At 40.1% G+C, this 23,876-nt stretch carries 19 protein-coding genes; 13 read left to right on the top strand and 6 right to left on the bottom strand.

The window, feature by feature from the left end; all coding sequences use genetic code 11:
* Positions 1 to 39: 39 nt before the first annotated feature.
* From F903_RS13590 to F903_RS13580, 3 genes are all read left to right on the top strand, one after another.
* The gene (locus F903_RS13590; protein ID WP_005197812.1) at positions 40 to 861 is read left to right on the top strand and encodes a PhzF family phenazine biosynthesis protein; all 822 of its coding nucleotides are present in this window, start codon (positions 40 to 42) and stop codon (positions 859 to 861) included.
* 147 nt (positions 862 to 1,008) lie between these two features.
* Positions 1,009 to 3,777, top strand: coding sequence for a M16 family metallopeptidase (locus tag F903_RS13585; RefSeq protein WP_005197811.1), 2,769 nt, complete (start codon positions 1,009 to 1,011; stop codon positions 3,775 to 3,777).
* Between the two features lie 147 nt (positions 3,778 to 3,924).
* Positions 3,925 to 4,890, top strand: a complete 966-nt coding sequence (locus tag F903_RS13580) for a calcium/sodium antiporter (protein ID WP_005197809.1) — start codon at positions 3,925 to 3,927, stop codon at positions 4,888 to 4,890.
* Between the two features lie 67 nt (positions 4,891 to 4,957).
* Here F903_RS13580 and F903_RS13575 read toward each other — a convergent pair whose 3' ends face one another.
* Positions 4,958 to 5,344: a DUF3144 domain-containing protein gene (locus tag F903_RS13575; RefSeq protein ID WP_004670422.1), complete on the bottom strand. Its 387-nt coding sequence runs from the start codon at positions 5,342 to 5,344 to the stop codon at positions 4,958 to 4,960.
* A 103-nt stretch (positions 5,345 to 5,447) separates the two neighbouring features.
* Between F903_RS13575 and F903_RS13570 the strand changes: the two genes are divergently transcribed.
* A complete protein-coding gene (locus tag F903_RS13570) occupies positions 5,448 to 6,080 on the top strand; it encodes a hypothetical protein (RefSeq protein WP_034595076.1) in 633 nt (210 codons plus the stop codon).
* On the opposite strand, the gene F903_RS13565 is transcribed toward F903_RS13570, so the two are convergent.
* Positions 6,081 to 7,529, bottom strand: a complete 1,449-nt coding sequence (locus tag F903_RS13565; RefSeq protein WP_005197805.1) for a CYTH and CHAD domain-containing protein — start codon at positions 7,527 to 7,529, stop codon at positions 6,081 to 6,083.
* A 239-nt stretch (positions 7,530 to 7,768) separates the two neighbouring features.
* Here F903_RS13565 and F903_RS13560 point away from each other — a divergent pair, with 239 nt between their 5' ends.
* From F903_RS13560 to rapA, 6 genes are all read left to right on the top strand, one after another.
* A complete protein-coding gene (locus F903_RS13560; RefSeq protein WP_005197803.1) occupies positions 7,769 to 8,140 on the top strand; it encodes an Mpo1-like protein in 372 nt (123 codons plus the stop codon).
* Positions 8,141 to 8,317: 177 nt separating this feature from the next.
* The gene (thiE, locus tag F903_RS13555; protein WP_005197801.1) at positions 8,318 to 8,929 is read left to right on the top strand and encodes a thiamine phosphate synthase; all 612 of its coding nucleotides are present in this window, start codon (positions 8,318 to 8,320) and stop codon (positions 8,927 to 8,929) included.
* Between the two features lie 62 nt (positions 8,930 to 8,991).
* Entirely contained in the window at positions 8,992 to 10,290 is a 1,299-nt protein-coding gene (hemL, locus tag F903_RS13550; RefSeq protein WP_005197799.1) for a glutamate-1-semialdehyde 2,1-aminomutase, read from the top strand.
* A gap of 350 nt (positions 10,291 to 10,640) precedes the next feature.
* On the top strand, positions 10,641 to 11,057 hold the full coding sequence (locus F903_RS13545; protein ID WP_005197797.1) for a GlcG/HbpS family heme-binding protein: 417 nt from the start codon (positions 10,641 to 10,643) through the stop codon (positions 11,055 to 11,057).
* Positions 11,058 to 11,199: 142 nt separating this feature from the next.
* The gene (locus F903_RS13540; RefSeq protein ID WP_171065243.1) at positions 11,200 to 11,844 is read left to right on the top strand and encodes an RluA family pseudouridine synthase; all 645 of its coding nucleotides are present in this window, start codon (positions 11,200 to 11,202) and stop codon (positions 11,842 to 11,844) included.
* 188 nt (positions 11,845 to 12,032) lie between these two features.
* Positions 12,033 to 14,861: an RNA polymerase-associated protein RapA gene (rapA, locus tag F903_RS13535; RefSeq protein WP_005197795.1), complete on the top strand. Its 2,829-nt coding sequence runs from the start codon at positions 12,033 to 12,035 to the stop codon at positions 14,859 to 14,861.
* Between the two features lie 311 nt (positions 14,862 to 15,172).
* Here the strand turns inward: rapA and dps are convergent, their stop codons facing one another.
* Entirely contained in the window at positions 15,173 to 15,670 is a 498-nt protein-coding gene (gene dps, locus F903_RS13530; RefSeq protein ID WP_005197794.1) for a DNA starvation/stationary phase protection protein Dps, read from the bottom strand.
* A gap of 199 nt (positions 15,671 to 15,869) precedes the next feature.
* Entirely contained in the window at positions 15,870 to 16,565 is a 696-nt protein-coding gene (gene fabR / locus F903_RS13525; RefSeq protein ID WP_004670440.1) for an HTH-type transcriptional repressor FabR, read from the bottom strand.
* 140 nt (positions 16,566 to 16,705) lie between these two features.
* Here fabR and F903_RS13520 point away from each other — a divergent pair, with 140 nt between their 5' ends.
* Both F903_RS13520 and F903_RS13515 read left to right on the top strand, forming a co-directional pair.
* Positions 16,706 to 17,776, top strand: coding sequence for a ferredoxin reductase (locus tag F903_RS13520; protein ID WP_005197793.1), 1,071 nt, complete (start codon positions 16,706 to 16,708; stop codon positions 17,774 to 17,776).
* 14 nt (positions 17,777 to 17,790) lie between these two features.
* Positions 17,791 to 18,885 (top strand): fatty acid desaturase family protein, encoded by a 1,095-nt coding sequence (locus F903_RS13515; RefSeq protein ID WP_005197792.1) that lies wholly within the window; start codon positions 17,791 to 17,793, stop codon positions 18,883 to 18,885.
* 53 nt (positions 18,886 to 18,938) lie between these two features.
* Here the strand turns inward: F903_RS13515 and F903_RS13510 are convergent, their stop codons facing one another.
* Both F903_RS13510 and F903_RS13505 read right to left on the bottom strand, forming a co-directional pair.
* Positions 18,939 to 21,149, bottom strand: a complete 2,211-nt coding sequence (locus F903_RS13510; protein WP_005197791.1) for a TonB-dependent receptor family protein — start codon at positions 21,147 to 21,149, stop codon at positions 18,939 to 18,941.
* Positions 21,150 to 21,330: 181 nt separating this feature from the next.
* Positions 21,331 to 22,035 carry an SIMPL domain-containing protein gene (locus F903_RS13505; RefSeq protein ID WP_005197789.1) on the bottom strand — a complete coding sequence of 235 codons (705 nt, stop codon included), beginning with the start codon at positions 22,033 to 22,035 and terminating at the stop codon, positions 21,331 to 21,333.
* A gap of 467 nt (positions 22,036 to 22,502) precedes the next feature.
* Between F903_RS13505 and F903_RS13500 the strand changes: the two genes are divergently transcribed.
* The gene (locus tag F903_RS13500) at positions 22,503 to 23,873 is read left to right on the top strand and encodes a diaminobutyrate--2-oxoglutarate transaminase (RefSeq protein ID WP_004670445.1); all 1,371 of its coding nucleotides are present in this window, start codon (positions 22,503 to 22,505) and stop codon (positions 23,871 to 23,873) included.
* The last annotated feature ends 3 nt before the right edge of the window (positions 23,874 to 23,876 follow it).

Raw genomic sequence — 23,876 nt, 5'->3', positions numbered from 1 at the left:
CGGTTCAAAATAACTGAAAAATATTGAGAGTTTCCAACGATGAAAATGTATCAAGTAGATGCTTTTACCCAAGCATTATTTAAGGGTAATCCTGCGGCAGTCATTGTTTTAGATGCATGGTTAGATGATGATTTAATGCAGAATATCGCCATGGAAAATAACTTGTCTGAAACGGCTTTTGTGAAAAAGTTGGATGATAGCAACTATGAAATACGTTGGTTTGCACCTATAGACGAAGTAGATTTCTGTGGTCATGCCACTTTAGCCAGTGCTTTTGTTTTATTTAAAGATTACACGGCTGCAAAAACGATCCAATTCCATGTGCGTAACTTAGGTGTTTTTGTGGTTAGCCAAGATGATGATGGCAAAATTAAAATGAATTTTCCGATTCGCAGAGCTGAATTAGTGACTGAATACCCTCCTGAACTTCGAGCAGGATTAAGCAAACCATTTAAAGCGGTTTATCGCAACACTCAAGCGTTTATTGTGGAATACGAAAACGTGCAAGATGTGTTGGATGAACAGCCTGATCTGGAAAAACTAAAGCAATTGGGCAAAGTGCGTACTGCGATTACTGCGTCGCAACCTGATGTGGCAATTACGGCGAGAGGTGAGGGGCAGTTTGATTGCGTATCACGTTATTTTGCCCCAGCCGTTGGCATAGGTGAAGACCCTGTTACTGGCTCAATTCATACTGGAATCGTGCCACTTTGGGCAGAAAAGTTGAATCAAAAACAGCTTATTGCTTTTCAAGCATCTAAACGTGGTGGCGTTTTAGACTGTGTGGTTGAATCTGAAGATCGGATTGAAATTTCTGGTTATGCAAAACTGTATATGCAAGCGGAACTTATGATTAACTGAGACATAGAGTCTGCTGACATTATAAACGCAAAGAAAAAGCTGTTTAAGTAAACAGCTTTTTGCAAAACATCACTATTAAAAACACCGCTCGTTCTCTACTATAGTTTGTCATTTTTATTTAAATCACCATAAATACTTGGATAATCTATGTTAATGCGGTTTAAGCAGCTTACTCTCTCGCTTTGTTTAATTGGATTGAGTGCGACGTCTTGGTCTCAGACAGTACTGGTAAAAACTGAAAAAAATATTGAAGAATATAAATTAGATAATGGCTTTAGAGTGATTCTTGCGCCGAACGATAAAGAAAATAAAGTTTATGTAAATACGGTTTATTTAACTGGGTCACTGAACGATCCGAAAGGCAAAGGCGGGCTTGCACATTTACTTGAGCATCTGGCATTTAAAGGCACACAAAATGTAAAAGGCGATGAGTTCCAACGCCGTTTAGATCAATTTACTTTGATGACCAATGCCAGTACCGATTATTACGCCACGAAGTACATTAACATTGTCCGTCCAGAAAAAAATGCCCTAAATGAAATTCTATACCTCGAATCTGAGCGTATGGATAAATTGGTACTCCAAGAAAAATTTGTCCCATCAGAAATCGAGATTGTAAAACGTGAACGTGAGATCCGTATGGATCAACCTTTTGCTGTTTTAATGGATCAGATGCTAAAAGCAGCCTATGGAAATCAATATTTAGGTCGTTTGCCGATTGGTGATTTACCTGAATTAAAATCTATTACCATGAATGAGTTAAATCAATTTTATCGAACATGGTATGCACCGAATAATGCGGTGATGGTGATTTCAGGTAAATTCGATAAAACTGAAGTTTTAAATAAAGTTGACCAATATTTTAGCCCAATTCCAGCTCGCACTGTGCCAGCCCCTGTAAAAGTACCGGTGTTAGATGCAAGCAAAATTGCCCAACGTCAGTTCACCGTACAAAAGGGCAGTGATCTTGCGAAGTTTCATATTTATATGAATGGTAAAAATACTCAGTTGCAACCGACTTTAGCACTTGCACCCGCCTTATATACCATGCAGCCAAGTGGTAGTTTATATAAAAATATGGTTGAAACTGGGATCAGTACCGCAGTGCAAGCCACCACATGGTTAGATCAAGACTTTAATGTGGTATTCATGGGCGCAATTTATGCGCCGAATCATGATGCAAAAAAAGTGGGTGAAGCATTAAAAGTTGGCGTTGAAAATAGTCAGCCATTCACTGAGGCTGAATTACAGCGGATCAAAAATATTTCTCAAAATACAGCGGAAAGCATTGCCAATGATGCAGTGGCTTTAGGTTCACGCTTAAGTGATTATGCAGTTTCTTCACATGGTCAGTGGGATCAATATTTTAAGGACTTACAAGCGGTTCAAGACTTAAAATTGAAAGATATGAATCAAACCTTGAAAGACTTTTTGGTTCCATCGCATCGTATTTTAGGTGATATCTTACCGACGCCTGAAGATCAGAAAAAAGCGATGACGCTTAAAGCTGAAGAGAAACCAAAGACTCTAGACCAAATTGCTGAAAAGGCTGAGCCATTAAAAGATGCCAAAGTCTATCAACAAGAAGTGGCACAATTTGTCACGCAGTCTGCTCAGCAATTACAGAAAAATGAGCAAAAGATCCAACGTGGTCAGTTAAAAAATGGGATTCGCTATGCCTTGTTCCCAACCGCAACCCGTGATGATAAAACCTATGCCACGATCAGTTTAGATTTTGGTGATGAAAAATCTCTATTTGGTAAAGCAACCACATTGGATTTAACCAGTTATTTGATGTTGCGTGGTTCGGAGAAACATACCTTACAAGAAATCACGGATAAAGCCATTGCAGCCAGTGGTGGTGCATCGGTTAGTTCAAATGGCAATGGTTTAACGCTGGTTGTTCAGGCGAAAAAAGATAAGTTTGAAGACTTTTTAGGCTTTATTCTGGATGTTGTAAAGCAGCCTAAGTTTGCCCAATCTGAATTTGATTTAGCAAAAAATCAAAGTTTGTCGGTGTTGGATCGCCCATATACTGAGCCTGCTGTGGTGGCGTCCATGACTTTATCTAAAGTTTTGGAAATCTATCAACCGGGTGATTTGCGTTACCACTTTGAACCTGAGTTAGCCAAAAAGCAATTAAACGAAGCGACACAAGCACAGGTGAAGCAGTTTTATGATCAGTTCTTTGTGACCAATTACGCTCAGATCGCGGTAACAGGTGATTTTGATCCGAAGCAGATGCAGAAGACTTTAAAGAAAACTTTTGCTTCTTGGAAGGCAAAGCAACCGTTTAAGAAAGTCACAGGGCGATACACGGAATATAAAGCGCAAAAAATTCATGCCTTATCTGAACAGCGTGAGTTTGGTAGCTATCAAAGTGTTTTAGCGCTGCCAGTCGGTTCATACCACAAAGATGCGCCAGCCTTAATCGTACTCAGCCATATTTTAGGAAACTCGCAACTTTCATCGCGTTTAGCGCAAGAGTTACGTGAGAAGAATGCCTTAGTATATGGTTTTGGTAGTGGTTTGAGTTTAGATCCTGATGTCGATGATGGTACTTTGAGTATTACAGCAAATTATACGGCTGGGCGTTCTAACCAAGTGTCACAGTCGGTACATAAAGTGCTGACTGATCTGTTAAATAAAGGTGTGACTGCGCAGGAAGTTGAAGCAGCCAAAGCCGATATTATGAAAAAGCGTGTGACAGCGTTGGAAGATGAACGTAATATCCACGGTATGTTGACGGGACAATTGGAACGCAACAAAACTTTATTAGATCGAGCTGTTCGAGATCAAGAGTTTGCCCAACTCAGTAAAGCCGATGTAGATGCCGTGATTAAAAAATACATTAAACTTGAACATTTTGTTGAAGTCATGGCGGACCAATATGGCAAAGCGCAGGACAATCGTTAATTTGGAACCTTCACATTTTAAAGTGATTTAAAAAAAGTTTGTGCTGCTACTATTCTGCATGTTTCTTCTGTTTTTAAATCACATCATAAAATGGATTGAATCAGTATTTATGATGAATTTTAAGCAAGAAAACGAAAGGGGATTAACATGATTTTGGCAGCACTTGCTGTGCTTCTCGGCCTAATTTTATTGGTGTTAAGTGCTGATAAATTTGTGGATGGCGCATCTGCTACCGCACGCTACTTAGGTATGCCACCTTTATTGGTAGGTATGGTTATCGTTGGTTTTGGTACATCCGCGCCTGAGATTGTCGTCTCTATCATGGCGGCTATTGATGGAAATCCGGGTATTGCATTAGGAAATGCCTACGGATCGAATATTGCCAATATTGCGCTTATTCTCGGTATTACTGCTCTAATTCATCCGATCATGGTGCATTCAGCAGTTGTTCGTAAAGAGCTGCCGATATTACTTTTGGTGACGGCGATTTGTATCCTACAAATTTTTGATGGTGTGTTGAGCCGTATCGATGGCATTTTGATGCTGTTTATGCTGCTTCTCTATATGGGATGGACGATCTGGTATGGGATGCGCAATCAAAGCGACATATTGAGTCATGAGTTTGATCTAGAGCTAAAGAAGCACGAAACGCCATTAAAAACATCAGTTCTTCAGCTCATCTTCGGTTTGATTGTTTTAGTCATAAGCTCTCGCTTACTGGTCTGGGGAGCTGTTGAAATCGCCCAAGCCTTTGGTGTGAGTGAGTTGGTAATTGGATTAACAGTTGTCGCGATCGGTACATCATTGCCTGAGTTGGCGTCTTCCATTGCGGCAGCTCGAAAAGGTGAGCTTGATATTGCAATCGGCAATATCATTGGTTCGAATATGTTTAACACCTTGGCCGTAGTCGGACTTGCGGGTGTCATTCATCCGACTATCGTACCGCAAGAAGTGCTCCATCGAGATATGGTGGTTATGGGCGCGCTTACGCTGAGCCTATTGCTGTTTACGTTGAGTCTGAAAGGTCAAGGACGAATTGGGCGTGTCAAAGGGGGCGTGTGGGTATTTAGCTTTATTGCCTACACCAGTTATTTGGTTCACACCGCATTTTAGTACATTAAAAAAGGCATTGAATGATTCAATGCCTTTTTTATATAAAACGGATTCTAGGTTTACTTAATTACTTATCATCATGCTTATGCGTATGAAAATCTTCGTTTTTACGGAAACGGAGATAGTTTTCAAACTGCTCGCAATATTCATCAAAGTTATCTTCTAACATCATTTGAAACTGTTGCAACAAGTAAGACATCACTTGTTCTTTAGCTTCACGCATTTCATTGCCATCTTTAAAGTTGTTGGCAGCGACCCACGTATTAAAACGAGCTGTTCCGAACAGCATGGCAGCACTGACTTGGGCACGTAATTCTTCAGGTTTTGCTTGCTGACCTTTTTGTGGACGGCAAAAATCATTGGCTTGTTTGATAAACTCATCCGCACGCTCAAAAAAAATCGCATTTAAAGCTTCTTCTTCTGTTACATCAGTCGCATTAATTTTTTGAGACATGGTCTTTTCCAACGAAAACAAGATCAGACATTATAGACAAAGCCTTGCATAAACAAAACCGTTGCCTTAATCTAAAATAGCCTAAGCAATTAGAATAATCATGATGCAAGATGCAATCGCTATTCAAAGTCTAAAAACAGATATTGCCTTACTTCGTCAACATATCCATCCACCGCAACTTTTACAACAGGTGGAGGGCTTACCGATTTACTATGGACTGCAAGCAGAGGTTGACGAGTACTATCGTCAATGGCAACCATTGATTGAAAGGGCACAACAGCTTTGTCAGCCATTTATGCAGGATGAAATCGTAGACGTGATTCATTTACCGAGTCATTTGAATTTACCTCTGTTTTTCTTTCATGTGGATCGTATTCGGATTAATAAAACCCGAGCGAAGGAATCAAAAACGTTTCGGGGCGTGGCAGCTTTAGTCGAAAAATGTGGGCAGTTTGATACAGACCAGATTTTTGCGATGCAAGAATGGCTTGAAAGTGATGACACGGCGGCGTTGGTCGCACACCGTGAATTTATTGATCTGCGGACTTATGTATTTCAACATGGTCAGAGCGAATATACGCGAACTCGTTTTTATATGAATGGCATGATTTTAACTGTAGAACCGCATTTTAAATTGGTCGATGCACGGGATAAACCACGTAAGCAACGTAATGATAGTTACAGTGATCCGATTGCAGATAATGGCACGTGGAAGATTTTTGGGAAGTATCGGTAATTACTCCCAGAAAATATCTTTATGAGACAATACTTGGAGCTTTTTATCTGCTTTTTTCATCACATGCGGTTGCTGCGCCTTGACCCAACCTAAAGCAAATAAAAATTGCGATTGCTTAGCTGTATGCTGCTGAAAAATTTGCTCGGCTACAAATAAGTCATTATAAAAACCTAAATATTCTTGAATCGGTTGTAACTTATCTAGGAATTGCTGAACCTTCTTTTCAGGATATAAGCCTGATACAAAATCAATGCAGTAGCGTAATTGCTTCACGCGCTTACGGGTACGATGTTGCTGTTCGATAGGAAGGTCAGAAAACTGAGATGCGTCTTTTAAGATTTTTTGATAAAGCCCTGTCAAGCTTTTGGCCACTTGTTTTGTGAGTTTGGTTTTTGATTCATTTTCACTATAGCTAAAGCTGAGTAGTGATAAAAACAGTTGGGTGGTTTTGGTGTTACTCAAAAGCTTAGTGACATTTGTCGCTGCTTGAGCGTTGAATGGAAAATTAAAATCACAAACTTCTTTGATCAACGGAATGACTGAATCTTGAATGGCATCATTATCTCGCGATTGCCCTAAAGCCCTGAAAATGTCAGCCAATTCACTTTCCCAAGTCGCATCAATTTGCGTTGACCAATGTGAAAAATGCTTGAGTGCTGAGCGTAAACGTCGTAAACCAACACGCGCTTGATGAATATGTTCTGCTTCAGCAACACCATCAGCAATTGCAGCGGCATTGGGTGAAATCTGATTTAAACTATTTTCAATAATCAGTTTGAGGGCTTGTTCAGCAGAAAACTCTGGTTGCAATTGTAATGTTTTGGCTTTAGTTGCGGGGGAGACTTTTTTACCCATTGCCAGTAAATTTCCACGCTCGGCTTTACTGCGTACATCTAACCACAGTTGATATTTTTCCACTAAGTGATTTGAAAAAATAATCAGATCTCGAGCCGATCCCTGTTTTAACTCAAACTCGACTTCACAGATTTTGGCTTGATCAGTTGGTGTACGAATTTCGCCATCATCAAGGCAGACTTCAATCTGAGAACCTTGGAATTCAAAAACGTGAAATGTGCGCTCAACATCGGTTTGGAACTGCAAAAGTAAATCAGCAGGTGTATCGCCTAGTAGGTCGCGTAAAATGTCTTGAACAGTTTGATTATGTTGATACAGGGATAAATCCAGCTCGGGTTCTTGTTCACATTGACCCAAATGAATATCTTCTTCAATCCGTTGTAAATGATTTTTACTCGCCGCCTTAAAGGTTTGAACCCAATGTTCACCTTCCTGACGCAGACGAATCGCAACATGATTCTTCGCCAGTAGGCGATCAGCGGTATCATAGTATTTTGCTTGTAATCGAATTTTTTGCGCTTTTTGCTTATTTAATGCCAGTTGAACACTTTTTTTCTTAGATACAGGAAGTTGAAATTTAAGTTCTATTTCCATGATGCCGTGACTCCTGATCTTTTAGAATGAAGAATTTAAAAATGGGTGTATTTTACTTGTGGATCGTTGTTTTTCATACTGTACTATCTTGCGCCAAAAAAGCCGATCTCGCAATGAGAGCTATAGCTCGTAAGGTGGTATATCAATAGAGTATCGCTTTGTTGGCATGCAATGACTTTATTTTGTACAAAAAATACAGTACCGTGTCATGAGCGTTATACAGGATTAGGACGATCAAAATGAATGCACCAGCGACATTGACCAAGCCAGTGGAATTTTCATTGCCAATAAAAAACTATGATGAATTTTATCGTTTTTATTTAACCGAGCATCGTAGTATCGCAAGTCGCCGTTTACATGTGGCGGGGAGTTCGGTTGGTTTATATTTCTTTAGTAAAGCGATTCGTCAGCGCAAGGCAAAATACTTGGCCTATGGTTTATTGTCGGGCTATGCCTGTGCATGGGTTGGGCATTTTTTCTTTGAACATAATAAACCTGCAAGTTTTAAACAGCCACTTTTTAGCTTTATTTCGGATTGGCGGATGTTGTCCGATGTGGCACGTGGACGTTTGAGTTTGGTTGATCGCCAGTTTGATCAGATAGATTCTTGAGTTGGATCGGCACTAAAAATAATCAGAGTTAAAACGACGTAATATGTCGCCTAGCTGCTTCGGCAGCTTTTTATTCGTTCTGATTTTCATCGTTTAAAAGTGACAACACACAACCTCTCTTTAAATTTTCGAATAGAAAATATAATCTGAGGTGAACTTACTTATAGTGAAATTCTAATGCGCGGTGTTTACCTCATTACCAATGATGATCCTCTCCAATTATTACTAGAAAAATTAAATGCAGCATTGGGGACAGGGCATATTGCCATTTTGCAATATCGCCGTAAAAAAGTAGCGAAATTAGATCAACCAACCGAAGTCGAACAAATCAAAAGCCTTTGTGAAAAATACCAAGTTCCATTTGTGATTAATGATGATTTGGCAATGGCGGAAAAATTTGGTTTAGGAGTTCATCTTGGGCAGTCAGATGGTGAAATTACCGAAGCGACTCAACGCTTAGCGCAAGATGTCATTATTGGGCGTACTTGTCTCAATTCATTAGAGCTGGCTGACAAAGCAATTGCCGATGGGGCAAGCTATGTTGCTTTTGGTGCCGTATATGCAACGGCAACCAAGCCTGAAGCAGGAAATGTTGGCATAGAGGTTATTCAACAAGCCAAACAAAAATATCATGTGCCCATTTGTGCAATTGGTGGTCTAACTGTGGAAAATTCTCAAGCTGTGATTGATGCTGGGGCGAGCCTTTGTGCGGTGATTAGTGATATATTAGGACGATCAACAGCCGAAATTCCTGCTCGTGTAGACGCATGGGCAAAGTTATTTGCATAATTTTTTCATTCGCCTTGTGGAACTGTAGTCGTTCCTCATTTTCGATTTAGGTTGAGTCTTTTATGAGTTTATCTCCAAAGCAAGAACAGTTATTTAAACAAGCAAATAAACATATTCCGGGCGGTGTAAATTCGCCTGTACGTGCATTTAACGGTGTTGGCGGTACGCCTGTCTTTATTGAAAAGGCAAAAGGTGCGTACTTATGGGATGTAGATGGCAAGCGTTATGTCGATTATGTTGGTTCATGGGGACCGATGATTTTAGGTCATGCGCATCCTGATATTATCCAAGCAGTCCAAACTGCGGCTGAAGATGGTCTGAGTTTTGGTGCGCCAACAGTTCATGAAACCACTTTAGCGGATACGATTTGCGACATCATGCCTTCAATTGAAATGGTTCGTATGACCAGTTCAGGTACAGAAGCAACCATGACTGCGATTCGTCTAGCTCGTGGTTATACAGGTCGTGACAAAATCGTGAAGTTTGAAGGCTGCTATCACGGTCATTCAGATTCATTATTAGTGAAAGCAGGTTCAGGCTTACTGACTTTAGGCGAGGGCGAACCAACATCGAAAGGTGTGCCAGCCGATTTTGCTAAACATACACTTACTTTACCGTATAACAATATTGAAGCTTTGAAGGAATGCTTTGCTAAGTTTGGTCATGAGATCGCTGGCGTAATCATTGAGCCTGTGGCAGGTAATATGAACTTAGTCACGCCGATTGATGGTTTCTTACAAGCCATTCGTGATGTCTGTGATGAATACAAATCTGTGTTTATTATCGATGAAGTGATGACTGGTTTCCGTGTTGCTTTAGGCGGCGCTCAGTCGGTCTATAACGTAAAACCAGATTTAACCACTTTAGGGAAAATTATTGGTGCAGGTTTACCTGTTGGTGCATTTGGTGGTAAACGTGAAATCATGGAATGCATTGCGCCTTTAGGTGGTGTCTATCAAGCAGGTACATTGTCAGGAAATCCATTGGCAATGCGTGCGGGTATCGCCATGTTCAAGCATTTACGTGAACCTGATTTCTATGCAAAGCTCGCTGCGCAGTTAGCAAAATTATTGACTGGTTTACAAGCTGCGGCAGACGAAGTGGGTATTCCATTTAAGACCCAACAAGTCGGTGGTATGTTCGGTTTGTATTTCACAGATCAAGATGACATTACCAGCTTTGATTCAATGTTGGCTTGTGATGTTGAAGCATTTAAGAAATTCTTTCATGGCATGTTAAAACGTGGTGTTTACCTTGCGCCATCTGCATTTGAAGCAGGATTTATTTCGTCGATGCATTCTGATCAGGATATTGCCGATACTATTCAGGCAGCAAAAGAAACTTTTATTGAAATGAAATAATGCTGTGATGCCTACATAAGCCCGACTTGTTCGGGCTTTTTTAATGGAATAGATTTAGATTGATCTGAATAAAAATAGACCTTAATCGATTTAAAATAATCAATGATTGGAATGCAATCTTAACGAGTTCCCAGTTATTTGTATGATAAACCTCAACTACGAACAGCAAAGTTAAATAATCTTTACTGTACCGCAAGATAAAATAATGCTTGAATAGTAAACTATATTTGCGCTTATCTTGGGCTGTCCAAAAGCCTTAACGTTTTGGCTTGCGCAAGCTATAGATGGCGCTTCTATGGATCATATTTTAAATAAGCTTTTGATAAAAAACTCATAGGAATGGAGTAACAATGAAAACTAAACATTATTTAACTGCGGCGGATGTGGAAATTCTGGTTGATGCAGCATTGCAATATGCAACAGAACATAGCTTTAATGTCAGCATTGCAGTTGTTGATGACGGTGGAACACTGTTGATGATGAAGCGTATGGATGATGCATCGGTATTATCGACAAAGATTTGCCAAGAAAAAGCCCACTCTGCTGCGGTCAGTCGTAGGGCAACCAAAGTATCAGAAGATCTGATTCGTGATGGCAAAATCGGTTTTTTAACAATAAATGCAGCGAATGGCATGTTAGAAGGCGGTGAGCCGATTGTCTATCAAGGGCAGGTTGTAGGGGCTGTTGGGGTTTCAGGTGTGCAATCTTTTCAAGATGCAGAAATTGCTCAGTATGCGATTCAACAATTTTTAGGGAAACAGGCCTAAATTATCGTTTAAATTCGATTCTGGATGAAATATCGAGAGAAACACGAAAAAAATCAGTAAAAATACGTGTCATGCATTGTAATTCAGCTCTAAGCTTTTTATGATTGCCCGCTTGTTTTCATCCAGTCGTTGGAAAGCTACCTTGAATGATTTTCTAAGTGAACATTTGATTCATCGTGATGAAGATTTTATGGTCATCCACAAACCAGCAGGCTTACTCACCGTGCCGGGGAAAACTGCTGATTTACAAGATTGTTTGATCAATCGTTTATTAGAATTAGAAGCAAAAACGTTACTTATCCATCGTTTAGATCGAGATACTTCAGGTATCTTAGTGTTTGGCTTATCTAAGTTCGGTCAAAGCACCATTTCACGTCAATTTCAAGATCGTCAAACCTCAAAAATTTATCAAGCATTGGTGGCAGGACATTTACAGGGTCAGGGCACGGTTGATATTCCTGTGATTTATGATCCAACTCGTCCACCACTTCATATCGTCGATGCCTCATATCACAAACCTGCATTAACCGAATGGCAAGCGATTGAGCATTTTGAAATCCAAGGGCAACCTGTTACACGTGTCAAACTAACGCCAATTACAGGGCGTTCCCATCAGCTTCGTGTGCATATGCAATATCTAGGTCATCCGATTCTTGGCGATACTTTATATGCCACAGCAGAACAGCAACAGCTTTATGCGCGTTTATGTTTACATGCAACGCAATTGAGCTTTGCTCACCCTAAAACTGGTGCAACACTCACTTTTGATTGTGCTGTGCCGTTTTAGCAGTAGATTTTTTGATTAAACAGGATATAGAGCACGCCATTTGAGCTTGCTTTATGTCAAAATATTGGGGTTATTAGGTGGTTCAATCGCACCATAATACCAAACTTAAAACTACATAAAATAGCTTAAACTTTCGTCGGTTTAACGCATACAATATGTAGGCTAACATGAAATAAAGGTGGAATAAATTGCAGCAGTTTGCTATTGGTCAACGTTGGTTATCAGATACAGAAACTGAACTTGGTTTAGGTGTTCTTATTGATGTAGATGAACGTTCTATCAGCATTTTATTTCCAAAAAGCGATGAGACCCGTGTTTATGCACGCAATAATGCACCTTTGTCTCGGATCATCTTTAATGTAAAAGATGAAGTTCAAGACCAAGAAGGCGTTAAATGGGTTGTAGAGTCCATCGAAGATCGTCACGGTGTATTGCGTTATGATGTGATTCGCAGCTTAGAAAATGGCGAACAAGAGCGTAAATCCCTGAATGAAACACGTATCGGTGCGCAAATCCAGCTTTCAAAACCATTAGAACGACTGTTAGCCAGTCAGGTCGATTACAAAGAATGGTATGACCTTCGCATTGAATCTATGCTGTTGCAAGCCCAAATGCACACCAGCCCATTACGTGGTTTTCTCGGTGCGCGTGTGGGACTGATTCCGCATCAACTTTATATCGCGCATGAAGTCGGTAAGCGTTTTGCACCACGTGTTTTGTTGGCTGATGAAGTAGGTCTAGGTAAAACCATTGAAGCTGGTTTGATCATGCATCAACAGCTTAAAACAGGGCGTTCAGAACGTATCCTGATTTTAGTGCCTGATTCATTGCAATATCAGTGGATGATTGAAATGCGCCGCCGTTTCAATCTGCAATTTTCTTTGTTTGATTTAACCCGTACGGCTTCGATCAAAGAACATGATCCTGATCTCAATCCATTTTTGACTGAGCAATGTATTATTGCCAGCGTAGATCTGATGGTTGACCATGAAGATTTACGTGAACAAGCCATCGAAGCTGGTTTTGATTTGCTCGTGGTCGATGAAGCGCACCATTTAATGTGGAGTGAAGAAGAGGGCGGCAATGATCGTTATGATCTGGTCGAAGAACTTGCAGAACAAACAGCGGGTGTATTATTGCTTACAGCAACACCTGAGCAGCTTGGCGTAGAAAGTCATTTTGCCCGTTTACGTTTGCTTGATCCGCAACGTTTTAGTAGCTTAGAGCGTTTCCTCGATGAAGAAGAAAAATATCAACATACTGCAAAAGTTGCAGAAGTGTTGATGTCAGATGATGCATTGACTGAAGAACATCTTGTCGCACTTGAAAGCTTATTAGGTCATCGTATTGATGATCAGCCAGAACAGCGTATGCGCGCTATTCATGAATTATTAGACCGTCATGGTACAGGTCGTATTTTATTTCGTAATACTCGTGAAGCGATTCAGGGATTCCCTGGGCGTGATTGCCAACCTGTGCCTTTGCCAGCGCCAGCCGACTGGTCGATGGATGGCAAAATGCGTGAGCAAATGTGGCCAGAAGAAGGTCAACTTGATGGCGCGTGGATGGAAAGTGATCCGCGTGTATCATGGTTGATGGAAGTGCTACGCAAAGATTTAAAACACAAAAAAGTGTTATTAATCGCACGTAGTGGACCTGTGGTTGAAGCACTCGAAAATGTCTTACGTTTACATGCAGGTATTCGTACTGCGATGTTCCATGAAGGCATGAGCTTATTGGAACGTGACCAAGCGGCGGCATATTTTGCTGAAGACAGTTATGGCGCTCAAATTCTCTTATGTTCTGAAATTGGTTCGGAAGGGCGTAATTTCCAATTTGCCAGTGATCTCGTTTTATTTGACTTGCCTTCAAACCCTGACGTGCTTGAACAGCGTATTGGGCGCTTGGATCGTATTGGTCAAGAAAATCGCATTCAGATTCATGTGCCATATTTAATTGGTACTGCGCAAGAGCGTATGTTCCGTTGGTACAACGAAGCGCTCAATATTTTCAGCAGTATTTCGCCGACAGCACAAACACTGCAAGAAAACTTTATTATTGAGCTTAAAGACTGTTTGTTGGCGGATCAAGGCCAGACCTTTGAAGATCTACTTGAAGAAGTTAATGTACAACGTCAAGCCTTAGAAGCTGAGTTACAAGCGGGTCGTGACCGCTTGTTAGAATACAACTCGTGTCGTCCGATTGTGGCGCAGGGGATTGTACAAGCACTTGAAGATTATGATGACAATACGACGTTGCCAATGTTCGTAAAACGTTTTATGTCATCGACCAATATTGATTTTGATGAGCAAAGCAATGGTACTGTGATCATCAAACCAACCGATCAGATGCAAGTTCAAGGTTTAACTTTAGACGAAGAGGGTATGACTGCAACCTTCTATCGTGATCAGGCACAGATCCGTGAAGACGCACAATACTTGACGCTGGAACATCCATTTATCGAAAGTATGATGGAAATGATCCGGACTCAATCCTTTGGTAGTACCAACGTTGCATTGCTCAAATCCAATGCTCTGAAACAAGGCTCGGTATTACTCGAAGTTTGGTTTAAAGTGGAAGTGATCGCACCGAAAGCACTAAACTTGCCATCAAGCTTACCAAAGCAATTGATTCGCGTATTGCTCAGTGAAAATGGTCAGGATCTATCTGCCAAAATTGATCCAAGTATCTTACGTCCGTACTTACATCATTTAGATGGCAATAGCTGTCGCCAAGTGGTGAAAGCGCGCCGTGATGTGATTGAAGAGCGCTATGCGCAAGCTTTGGAAATTGCCAAGACCTCTTTACCAGAGTTGATGCAACAAGCCAAAGAACACTATAGTAATAAGTGGCAATATGAAATTGAGCGTTTAACCTATCTCAAACAATTCAATCCAAGTATTCGTCAAGATGAAATTGAACGTTTACAAAAGTTCCAGCAAGAAGGCTTGGGTTTATTGGATAGTCTTTCTGTGACACCAGAAGCGATTCAAGTTTTGGTTGTGGTAAAGCCTTAATATTATAAGTTCGATTTATGACTATTAATTTTTGAAACAATCAATAGTCATAACGGAATCATGTAACTTCTTTATCAAATTTTAGGATATGCCTTCGGCTCGACCTACTTTTCTTTCGGGAAAAGTAGGCAAAACCATTGTCATTTGCAAAACCTGTCCACCTCTTTCAATGATCTAAGTTTTCGCAGAAACAAGGTATTACAGATAATGCGCAGGTTGCAAATGACGTTTCCGAGTATCAGATTTTATTTAAGACTCCGATTGCATGAAAAACAAGGAGTTGTGCCTCGTTTTTTTATGCTGAGATAAAATTATTTTTGGTCAATATTGGCTTCTAAGAACCATAAATATTGATCTAAATCTTCCAAAGCAGCATGAATAATATCTTCAGAAATTGGATCTTCAATTTCATCAATGGTGTCACGCAAATGATTTGCCACCACGCCATAACGATCGGCAAGTTCTTTTAAGTGATCTTGTACAGCATGTATAGCGACTGGATAAGGTTTTAAATGCGAGCTTTCAGCAACGGTTTGAGTCGTTCCCAATGCAGTTCCACCAATCTGTACCGCACGTTCAGCAACATTATCCAAATGCGTAATAAGTGAAGTGCGGAACATGTCTAACATTTCATGAACAGCGATAAAGTTACTACCACGCATATTCCAGTGTGCTTGTTTGGTCAGCAATGATAAATCAATAAGATTGGCAAGAATTTGATTGAGTATTTTTACGGTGGCTTCTTTGATCGAGTCGTCTAAATTATTACGTGTATAAACTTTTAAAGTTTTAGCTGCTGAAGAACTCATAGTTACCTCATTCAATTATAGTAGGGTGAAACGAAGTGAATAAAACGTTTATTTCAACTTTAGCCTACGCCTAATGATGGGGGACTGTGTGTTTTAATTTTCTATGCTTTTGTAATACTTAAACTATAAAAAGAGGGCAAGTATTTAATATTCAAATACTTACCCTTTTAGAATTGTAATTTAGAGTTTTAGATGCCATTTATCTTAGACTGGCTTCATCCAAGTGGCGAGCACCTTCCAAAATCATACGAATCATTACCATGGTTTGTTCTGCAACTTCTAGACGTTGTTCGGCAGGCAGATCAAGAACTTTTGCCCCCATATTGAAAACCAATTGGGTGATGGCTTTCGCTGCAATATCCGCATGGCTGATTTTGCTGTTATTCATTTGCTCCAAACGAATCAGATCTTCTTGTAATTCTTGTTGGAAAAAAATCAACTGGCGATCAACTGCAGCTTTATAAGAGGTCGAACCCGTATAGCTTTCACGAAGTAATAAACTGAGATTGCCTTCATCGGCATCGAGTTGTTGAATAAACACTTCGACTGAGCTACGGATAATACTTTGTTGCAATATGGCTTTTAATCGAGCTTCACGAATAATTTTACGCAAAACCAAGCCAGCTCGATCAATTAAGGCAATTGCAAGTTCATCAATATCTTTAAAATGACGATAAAAACTATTTGGCGCAATCGCTGCTTCACGTGCAATCTCTCGAAGACTGAGTGATGAAATGCTTTTTTGTGGACCGATTAAATTTAAGGTTGCTTGAAATAATTCTTCTTTGGTAATCGTCGCTTTTCGCCCAACAGTACGGATGGGTTGTTTAACTGGATTGACATCTTGTTGCGCTAATGTGTCATGAGTTGGTGCTGTCAAAGAAGAATGAACCATTGTTGTCAAAATATAAGTGAGCTAGTTCAGAGTATAGCGGTTGTCTGTGAACTTGTGAAACACAAATTATTATACACATGTATATATACAAATATATATACATGTGTATAATAATTAAAAAACAACCAGAGTACCTGCTCATGTATGCAACCGAAAAGAGAAATTCTCTATTCAATTCATTGGCTCAAAGCGTAATGAACAGCCATGACGCCAATTTTTGGTTACAGAAGATCAATCCGCTATGGTCGATTAATCAACCCTTAGCCAAAGTCGTAAAAAAACAAATTGTGGCAAAAGATACCGTGAGTCTTATTTTGCAGTGCAATCGTCATGTAAAGCGTGGTGTAGCAGGTCAGCATCATCCGATTACGGTTGAAATCGCTGGACGCCATTACGAACGTACTTATAGTTTGATGCAATTGGATGAAGATAATCTTTGTTTAACGGTTAAAAAGGTTGATCAAGGAATCGTGAGCTCTTGGTTGGTTGAACAAAGTAAAATCGGAGATATTCTGTATTTCGGTCAACCGTATGGCGAAATGCAACGCCGTCATATTCAAACCTCTCATTTATTACTATTAGCGGCAGGTAGTGGCATTACCCCGATGTTGAGTCTGGTTGAAGACCTTTGTCAGTCAAAACAACTTGTGCGTATGCCTGTTCAATTGATGTATTGGGTGAAAACGCATGAAGATGCAGCTTATGCTGAATATTTAAAAGAAGTTGCTGAAAATTTTCCGAATTTTAGTTATCAGATTTTTTATACCCAACAACAAGATCAACGCTTAAACCAAAGCCATGTTGAGCAATTCACGACTTTAAGTGAAACGACAGTATATGCATGTGGACCATCTGGATTTGCAGCGACAGCGGAAACATTGTTTGCAGATGCGGCTTCAATTCAGACAGAAGCATTCAGTTTGAGTCAATTTGATGTTGATGCAAATGATACAGGCTTTATTAATGTTCGTTTGACGCAGTCCAATAAGACGGTAGCAATTCCAAAAGGCCAATCGATCTTAGCGAGTTTGGAACAACAAGGCATCAAGCCAAATCACGGTTGTCGTATGGGCATTTGTAATAAATGCGCGTGTAGCAAAGCGCAAGGTGCAACCAAAAATCTTCTGAATGGTTCAGCAAATCATGAACCTGCTCAGCTATTAAAAATTTGTGTAAATTCGGCTCAATCAGATCTTGTGATTGATCTATAAGCGAGAAAATGATTATGAATATGCCTGTTAAAATTGAATATTTTAAAAATCCTAAAAACCGTGATTTGACTGCCGCAGAGTTAGATGATTTTGCGCGAGAGCTGGATCAAATCAAACAAGAGGTCTTGAATGATTTAGGTGAAAAAGATGCCAAATATATCCGCCGTGTCTATTCTTCTATTCGTTATAGCAGCATATTAGGGCGTGCTTTGCTATTTGCAGGTTGGTTTCCACCAGCATGGTTATTGGGTACAGGTTTATTGGGCTTTGCCAAAATCATGGAAAACATGGAACTTGGCCATAATGTAATGCATGGTCAATATGACTGGATGAATGATCCAAAATTCAATGGTCAGACCTATGAGTGGGACACTGTAGGAACATCAGACAATTGGAGACAAACGCATAACTTTAAGCATCATACCTATACCAATGTGAAAGGGATGGATGATGATGTTGGCTATGGTGTGTTTCGTCTGTTTCCTGAGCAACGTTGGTCGAAACTTACTTTAATTCAACCTTTGTACATCGTGCCATTTAGCTTGTTATTTCAATGGGGGGTTGCGATTCAAAATCTTGAATTAGGCAAAGTGATTTACAAGCGTAAATCAGTCGCGCAATTAAAGCGTGAATGGCAGCCAGCGCAAAAGAAAATCATGAAGCAAATGTTCAAAGATTATGTGTTTTTCCCATTGATTGCAGGGCCTTCGGCAATTCCTGTTTTTGCAGGCAACTTGGTTGCTAATGGGATTCGGAATGTTTGGACATTCAGTATTATTTTTTGTGGTCACTTTACCAAAGATGTGGAAGTTTTCCCCAAAGCTATTTTACAAAATGAAAGCCGTGGGCACTGGTATATGCGTCAGATTCGTGGCTCATCCAATTTAACGGGTTCGGAAGCGTTTCATATTTTGACAGGTCATTTAAGTCATCAGATTGAACATCATTTATTTCCAGATATTCCTGCACGTCGCTATCGCCAAATTGCACCGAAAGTTCAGGCTGTCTGCGAAAAATATGGCTTAAATTATAATAACGCGAGCTTTGTGAAACAGTTCGGTGAAGTGGTTGGGCGTATTTTTAAATATGCATTGCCGTTTAAGAAGTAAATTTTTGAACATAAAAAAGCCCCAAGTTTAATTGCCTCGGGGCTTTTTTCTATTTAGAAATCAAAAGATGTTTGTAAGAAGAAAGTACGTGGCTGTCCCACGTATTTACCGCCCGTTGAGTCAGATGAGCGAGTAAAGTATTGTTTATCGAATACATTTTTCACTCCTCCAGCAACTTTTAAACCTTTCAGTTGATGACTAAAATCATAACCCGCCCTTACTGCAAAAGTTGAATAACCCGGAATGTCGCCAATACGACCATCTGCGGTTTCTTGTGTCTGATAAACATCACCAGAACCCGGAGCATGTTGTTTTGATTGCGCAAACATGTCTGCATTAATTGACCACTGATCAACTTGAAACGCTAAACCGAGGTTACCTAAGTGTCGTGAATAATAGGGTAAATCTTTGCCTTCAAACTTGCCTGCTTCAGAAGTTGCTTTGGTAAAGGTATAGTTACCATAGGCTTTAAGACCCTCTAAAGCATCAGCGAGTTGACCAAAATCATAACTGATCCCAGTTTCTATCCCTTTATGGCTGGTTGCACCTAAATCTGTCCAAATCCCTGTACCAATAGTATCAGGGCGCTCTAAGAAAAGTTCTTTATCGAAGTCTAAATAAAATATGGTTAATTCGGCACTGAGACCATTACCTAAATATTTAGTACCAATTTCATAGTTTTTTGACTTCTCAGGATGTAAGCCATCAAGTGTTGAAAAAGCTGTATTTTTACCATCAACAGTTTTCGTCGTGACAAGTTGATTATATTGTTGTGGTCCAAATGAAACGCCTGCATTGGCAAAGATATTCCAGTTCTCATTGGCTTTATAAAGTACAGAAAGGCTTGGTAAGAACTCTTCTGATTTGATTTTTGGATTGATCGTGTTGGTTGGTATGCCATTGCTATATGCGGTGAAGTTATTATGTGTATCAATCGATTCAAATCGAAGGCCTGGAGTGATCACCCAATCTCCGATGCCAAATCGGTTATCGATATAAATCGCATGTGCTTTGGTGCCACCTTCACTGGTTGTGTTTGCAATAGACTTACCAGGACTTCCTGTAGCGGTGTCATATTGTGAGCGTCCTGAAAACTCGGAGCTTTCTTCTTGTAAATAACGGTAACCCACGGTCACTTCGTTATCCATACTTGCCCATTGATAGGCACGTGAGTAACGCGGCTCAATACCAAAGTATTTGTAATCACGCGGTGAGCTGCTGAGCGTACTTGTGCCTTTATTGCCAATTGATTCTAAATCGCTGGTACGAAAAGAATCAACGTAATAACCCAAAAGTTCAAAATTATTCAGTTCATCTTTGTGGCTATATTTCACTGAAATATCAGATCGACGCCCTGCGAAATAATTGCGACTTTGATTAGATTGATAAGGATTTTCTACAAACTTTTCGGCAGTTAACCCTTCGGGCATTTCTCCACGCCCTTCATAGTGATGTAGGTTAATGGCAATTTGATCTTGGTCAGTCCATTGGTAAGCTGTTTTTAACATGACATCATCAATGTCAATATTATTATTTGCTTCCCTATATCCATCTCCTTTTGTCCCAGAATAAAGTAAAGCTAGACCTAAACCATTGTCCAATGTTCCACCGAGGAAAAGATTTGGGGTGTATTTAAGTTGATCTGTACCCGTTGCAAATTCTGTGGTTAAGCCAACTGAGCCTGAAAACTCCTGTGGAATGGCACGTGTTGTAAAGTTAATGATTCCACCCACGTTTTGTGGTCCAAAACGAACAGAACCTGCACCGCGAACTACATCTACAGATTCAATATTACCCATTGATACTGGAGCTAAAGATAATTGTGGTTGACCGTAAGGAGCGACTGCAAGTGGAATACCATCCATTAATACAGTTGAACGAGGGGATAGGCGCGACGTTAAACCACGTACGCCAATATTCAAGGAAACATCACTTCCACCAGTACCATTACTGTCTTGGACTTGGACTCCAGGAATCTGTTTTAAAGCATCGCGGATAGAGGTTGTTGCGATTTCATCGAGTCGGTTTTGATCGATAATGCTGCGTGCACCTGCATGTTGCAGTACTTTTTCTGCATTTGCTTCCTCTAGCCAGTTACCTTGTGCTTGAATAGAAATTGTTGCAAGCGTTTGTGTTTCAGCTTGTGGTACTTCATTGGCAACCGCGCTATGGCAGATGCCACTGAGTAATGTTGCGATAGCGAGACTTAAAGAAGAGGGCGGAAATTTTACTAAACAGGCGGTAGAGTAAGATGTAAATTTCATAAGGCTAGAAAATGGTGTAAATTTACCGAATATTAATCTTTTATTACACAAAATGAAATAATAACTATTATCATTTATAACAATTGTATGGCTTGGGTTTATTGTTTTTATGGGAGATATTTTAGTCCAATATATCTAAAAAAAGCCGTGCTTGAGCACGGCTTTAGTGAAATTGACCTTATTATTTAAACTGAATCGTTCCATTGGCATTGACAATAATTTTAGATTCGCCTGCTGCCATATCTTGTGCAGGAGCTGCTTCTGCCATCGCTGCAAATTTTGGCATCGCACCACGCATAATTGGCTGCGGGAAATAATTACTGGTATTTAGGTTGAGATTAACAAGATTATATTGCGCTTTATTCCAAGCTTGGCTAATGGCTTGCGCACGTTGTTGGAAACTTTTAGACGCTTCAATCATCAATTCATTTTCAACTTTTTTACGCTGTTCATCAGACACTGTAAAGTTGATGGATTGAGTTTGGAAGTTTTGTTGTAACTCACTAATCAACTGGCTGGCTGCTTTAAAGTCTTTACTCTCGATTTGGATTTCAGCGCGACCACGCCATTCTTTGAGTTTTCTGCTGTCATTGTCATAAACTGGATAGGTACTTTGTGCACCCGTTTCTACTTTGACTTGTGTATATTTGCGAGAAATTGCTTGTGCTTGATTCATCAGTTGATTGATTTGATTTGATAGCTCAGCAGGTTGTTTATGGCTTTTCTCAATATAGAGAACAGCTCGCATTTCATCATTCGCCACTTGACGTGAAGCATCGGCTTGAATATTGACAATGTTATAGTTTATTTTTTCTGGCTCATGGGCAAAAAGAGTTGGACTCAGTGTTGCTCCAAGCATCATGGTCATGAGAGCTAAAGTACGCATAAAAAATCCTTGGAATTTAGTATCAAAAATTTATTTTTACATGTTCGATATTAAAAAGAAGTCATGGAAAATATCTGCACATTTTGTGGGGTATTTGTAATATCTTGATGCTCTCTTGCAACGAAGAAAAAATAAACAAATATTTTATAAATCAATGCATTGGTTTATAATATTTGACCATTTATCTAAAAATAATTGTCTGGTTAAAAAAAGCTTACTTTCTTTCGCTTGTCACATAGTATGATGATAATTCATCATACTTAATTGAAAGAACTTTTTTTTCAATAATATTAGATCAGTGTCAGGCATAAAAAGTATTTCTTTTCTCTAAAAATTAGGTATCATCTCGCTCCTAGTTGAAAGATATAAAATATTGTGTCTGCGCTAGATTCTTACAAGCACCGAGTCCTACGACCGCAAGTCACCAGACTTATTTCTTTTACCCATATCAGAGATGGTAATTCGATATGAGCGTTACTTCCGTAAATCCTGCCGCTAATGCAACCAACGAATATTATTTGACTCGCCAAAGTCAGATGGAATCAAATGTTCGTAGTTATCCTCGTAAACTACCGTTGGCAATAGCAAAAGCGCAAGGCTGCTGGGTTACTGATGTTGAAGGTACAGAGTACCTTGATTGTCTAGCTGGGGCAGGAACATTGGCTTTAGGTCATAATCATCCTGCGGTGATTCAAAGTATTCAAGATACATTGGCAAGTGGTTTGCCATTGCATACTTTAGATTTAACAACTCCTTTAAAAGATGCGTTTACAGAAGCACTTTTGGCATATTTGCCAGGTGGTAAAGAAGAATATTGTTTACAGTTTTGTGGGCCTACAGGCGCAGATGCGACTGAAGCAGCGATTAAACTCGCAAAAACTTATACTGGTCGTAGTTCTGTGATCAGCTTCTCTGGCGGTTACCATGGTATGACTCATGGTGCGCTGGCGATGACGGGTAATTTGAGTGCAAAAAATGCGGTCAATGGTTTAATGCCGGGCGTACAATTTATGCCTTATCCGCATGAGTACCGTTGCCCACTTGGTTTGGGTGGTGAAGCTGGTGTTGATGCTTTAACTTACTATTTTGAAAACTTCATCGAAGATGTTGAAAGTGGCGTAACTAAACCTGCTGCAGTGATCCTTGAGGCGATTCAAGGCGAAGGTGGCGTGGTCGCTGCACCTGTGAAATGGTTGCAAAAAATTCGTGAAGTGACTGAAAAGCACAATATCGTTTTAATTTTGGATGAAGTTCAAGCTGGTTTTGCACGTTCGGGTCAAATGTTTGCCTTTGAACAAGCAGGGATTGAGCCTGATGTTGTGGTGATGTCAAAAGCTGTGGGCGGTAGTTTGCCACTTGCAGTCCTCGGGATTAAACGTAAGTTTGATGCTTGGCAGCCGGGTACGCATTCAGGGACTTTCCGTGGTAATCAACTCGCAATGGGTACGGGATTAGCATCACTTCAAGTGATCAAGGAACAAAACCTTGCCCAAAATGCACAACAGCGTGGTGATTTCTTACAATCAGAGTTGAAGAAACTTGCTCAAGAATTCCCATGTATTGGTAATGTGCGTGGTCGTGGTTTGATGATTGGTATTGAGATCGTTGACGAGCGTAAACCTGCAGATCATATGGGTTCTCTTCCTGCGGATGCGCAGTTAGCAGCAGCGATTCAAACTGCATGTTTCAACAATAAGTTATTGCTTGAGAAAGGTGGTCGCAATGGTACGGTTATTCGTTTACTTTGCCCATTAATCATCAATCAAGATGAATGTGTTGAAGTTATTGCGCGCTTCAAAAAAGCGATTGCTGAAGCATTAAAAGCAGTGCGAGGCTGATTC

The sequence above is a fragment of the Acinetobacter sp. NIPH 298 genome, assembly GCF_000369505.1.
GTDB lineage: Bacteria > Pseudomonadota > Gammaproteobacteria > Pseudomonadales > Moraxellaceae > Acinetobacter.
The sequence above is the reverse complement of the archived record's forward strand: the minus strand, read 5'-3'. Positions and strand labels throughout refer to the sequence as shown.

What these genes read in the sequence shown, in the direction of transcription:
- F903_RS13590 (WP_005197812.1), top strand. Translation starts at nt 40, where the DNA reads ATGAAAATGTATCAAGTAGATGCTTTTACCCAAGCATTATTTAAGGGT.
- F903_RS13585 (WP_005197811.1), top strand. Translation starts at nt 1,009, where the DNA reads ATGTTAATGCGGTTTAAGCAGCTTACTCTCTCGCTTTGTTTAATTGGA.
- F903_RS13580 (WP_005197809.1), top strand. Translation starts at nt 3,925, where the DNA reads ATGATTTTGGCAGCACTTGCTGTGCTTCTCGGCCTAATTTTATTGGTG.
- F903_RS13575 (WP_004670422.1), bottom strand. Translation starts at nt 5,344, where the DNA reads ATGTCTCAAAAAATTAATGCGACTGATGTAACAGAAGAAGAAGCTTTA.
- F903_RS13570 (WP_034595076.1), top strand. Translation starts at nt 5,448, where the DNA reads ATGCAAGATGCAATCGCTATTCAAAGTCTAAAAACAGATATTGCCTTA.
- F903_RS13565 (WP_005197805.1), bottom strand. Translation starts at nt 7,529, where the DNA reads ATGGAAATAGAACTTAAATTTCAACTTCCTGTATCTAAGAAAAAAAGT.
- F903_RS13560 (WP_005197803.1), top strand. Translation starts at nt 7,769, where the DNA reads ATGAATGCACCAGCGACATTGACCAAGCCAGTGGAATTTTCATTGCCA.
- thiE (WP_005197801.1), top strand. Translation starts at nt 8,318, where the DNA reads ATGCGCGGTGTTTACCTCATTACCAATGATGATCCTCTCCAATTATTA.
- hemL (WP_005197799.1), top strand. Translation starts at nt 8,992, where the DNA reads ATGAGTTTATCTCCAAAGCAAGAACAGTTATTTAAACAAGCAAATAAA.
- F903_RS13545 (WP_005197797.1), top strand. Translation starts at nt 10,641, where the DNA reads ATGAAAACTAAACATTATTTAACTGCGGCGGATGTGGAAATTCTGGTT.
- dps (WP_005197794.1), bottom strand. Translation starts at nt 15,670, where the DNA reads ATGAGTTCTTCAGCAGCTAAAACTTTAAAAGTTTATACACGTAATAAT.
- fabR (WP_004670440.1), bottom strand. Translation starts at nt 16,565, where the DNA reads ATGGTTCATTCTTCTTTGACAGCACCAACTCATGACACATTAGCGCAA.
- F903_RS13520 (WP_005197793.1), top strand. Translation starts at nt 16,706, where the DNA reads ATGTATGCAACCGAAAAGAGAAATTCTCTATTCAATTCATTGGCTCAA.
- F903_RS13515 (WP_005197792.1), top strand. Translation starts at nt 17,791, where the DNA reads ATGAATATGCCTGTTAAAATTGAATATTTTAAAAATCCTAAAAACCGT.
- F903_RS13510 (WP_005197791.1), bottom strand. Translation starts at nt 21,149, where the DNA reads ATGAAATTTACATCTTACTCTACCGCCTGTTTAGTAAAATTTCCGCCC.
- F903_RS13505 (WP_005197789.1), bottom strand. Translation starts at nt 22,035, where the DNA reads ATGCGTACTTTAGCTCTCATGACCATGATGCTTGGAGCAACACTGAGT.
- F903_RS13500 (WP_004670445.1), top strand. Translation starts at nt 22,503, where the DNA reads ATGAGCGTTACTTCCGTAAATCCTGCCGCTAATGCAACCAACGAATAT.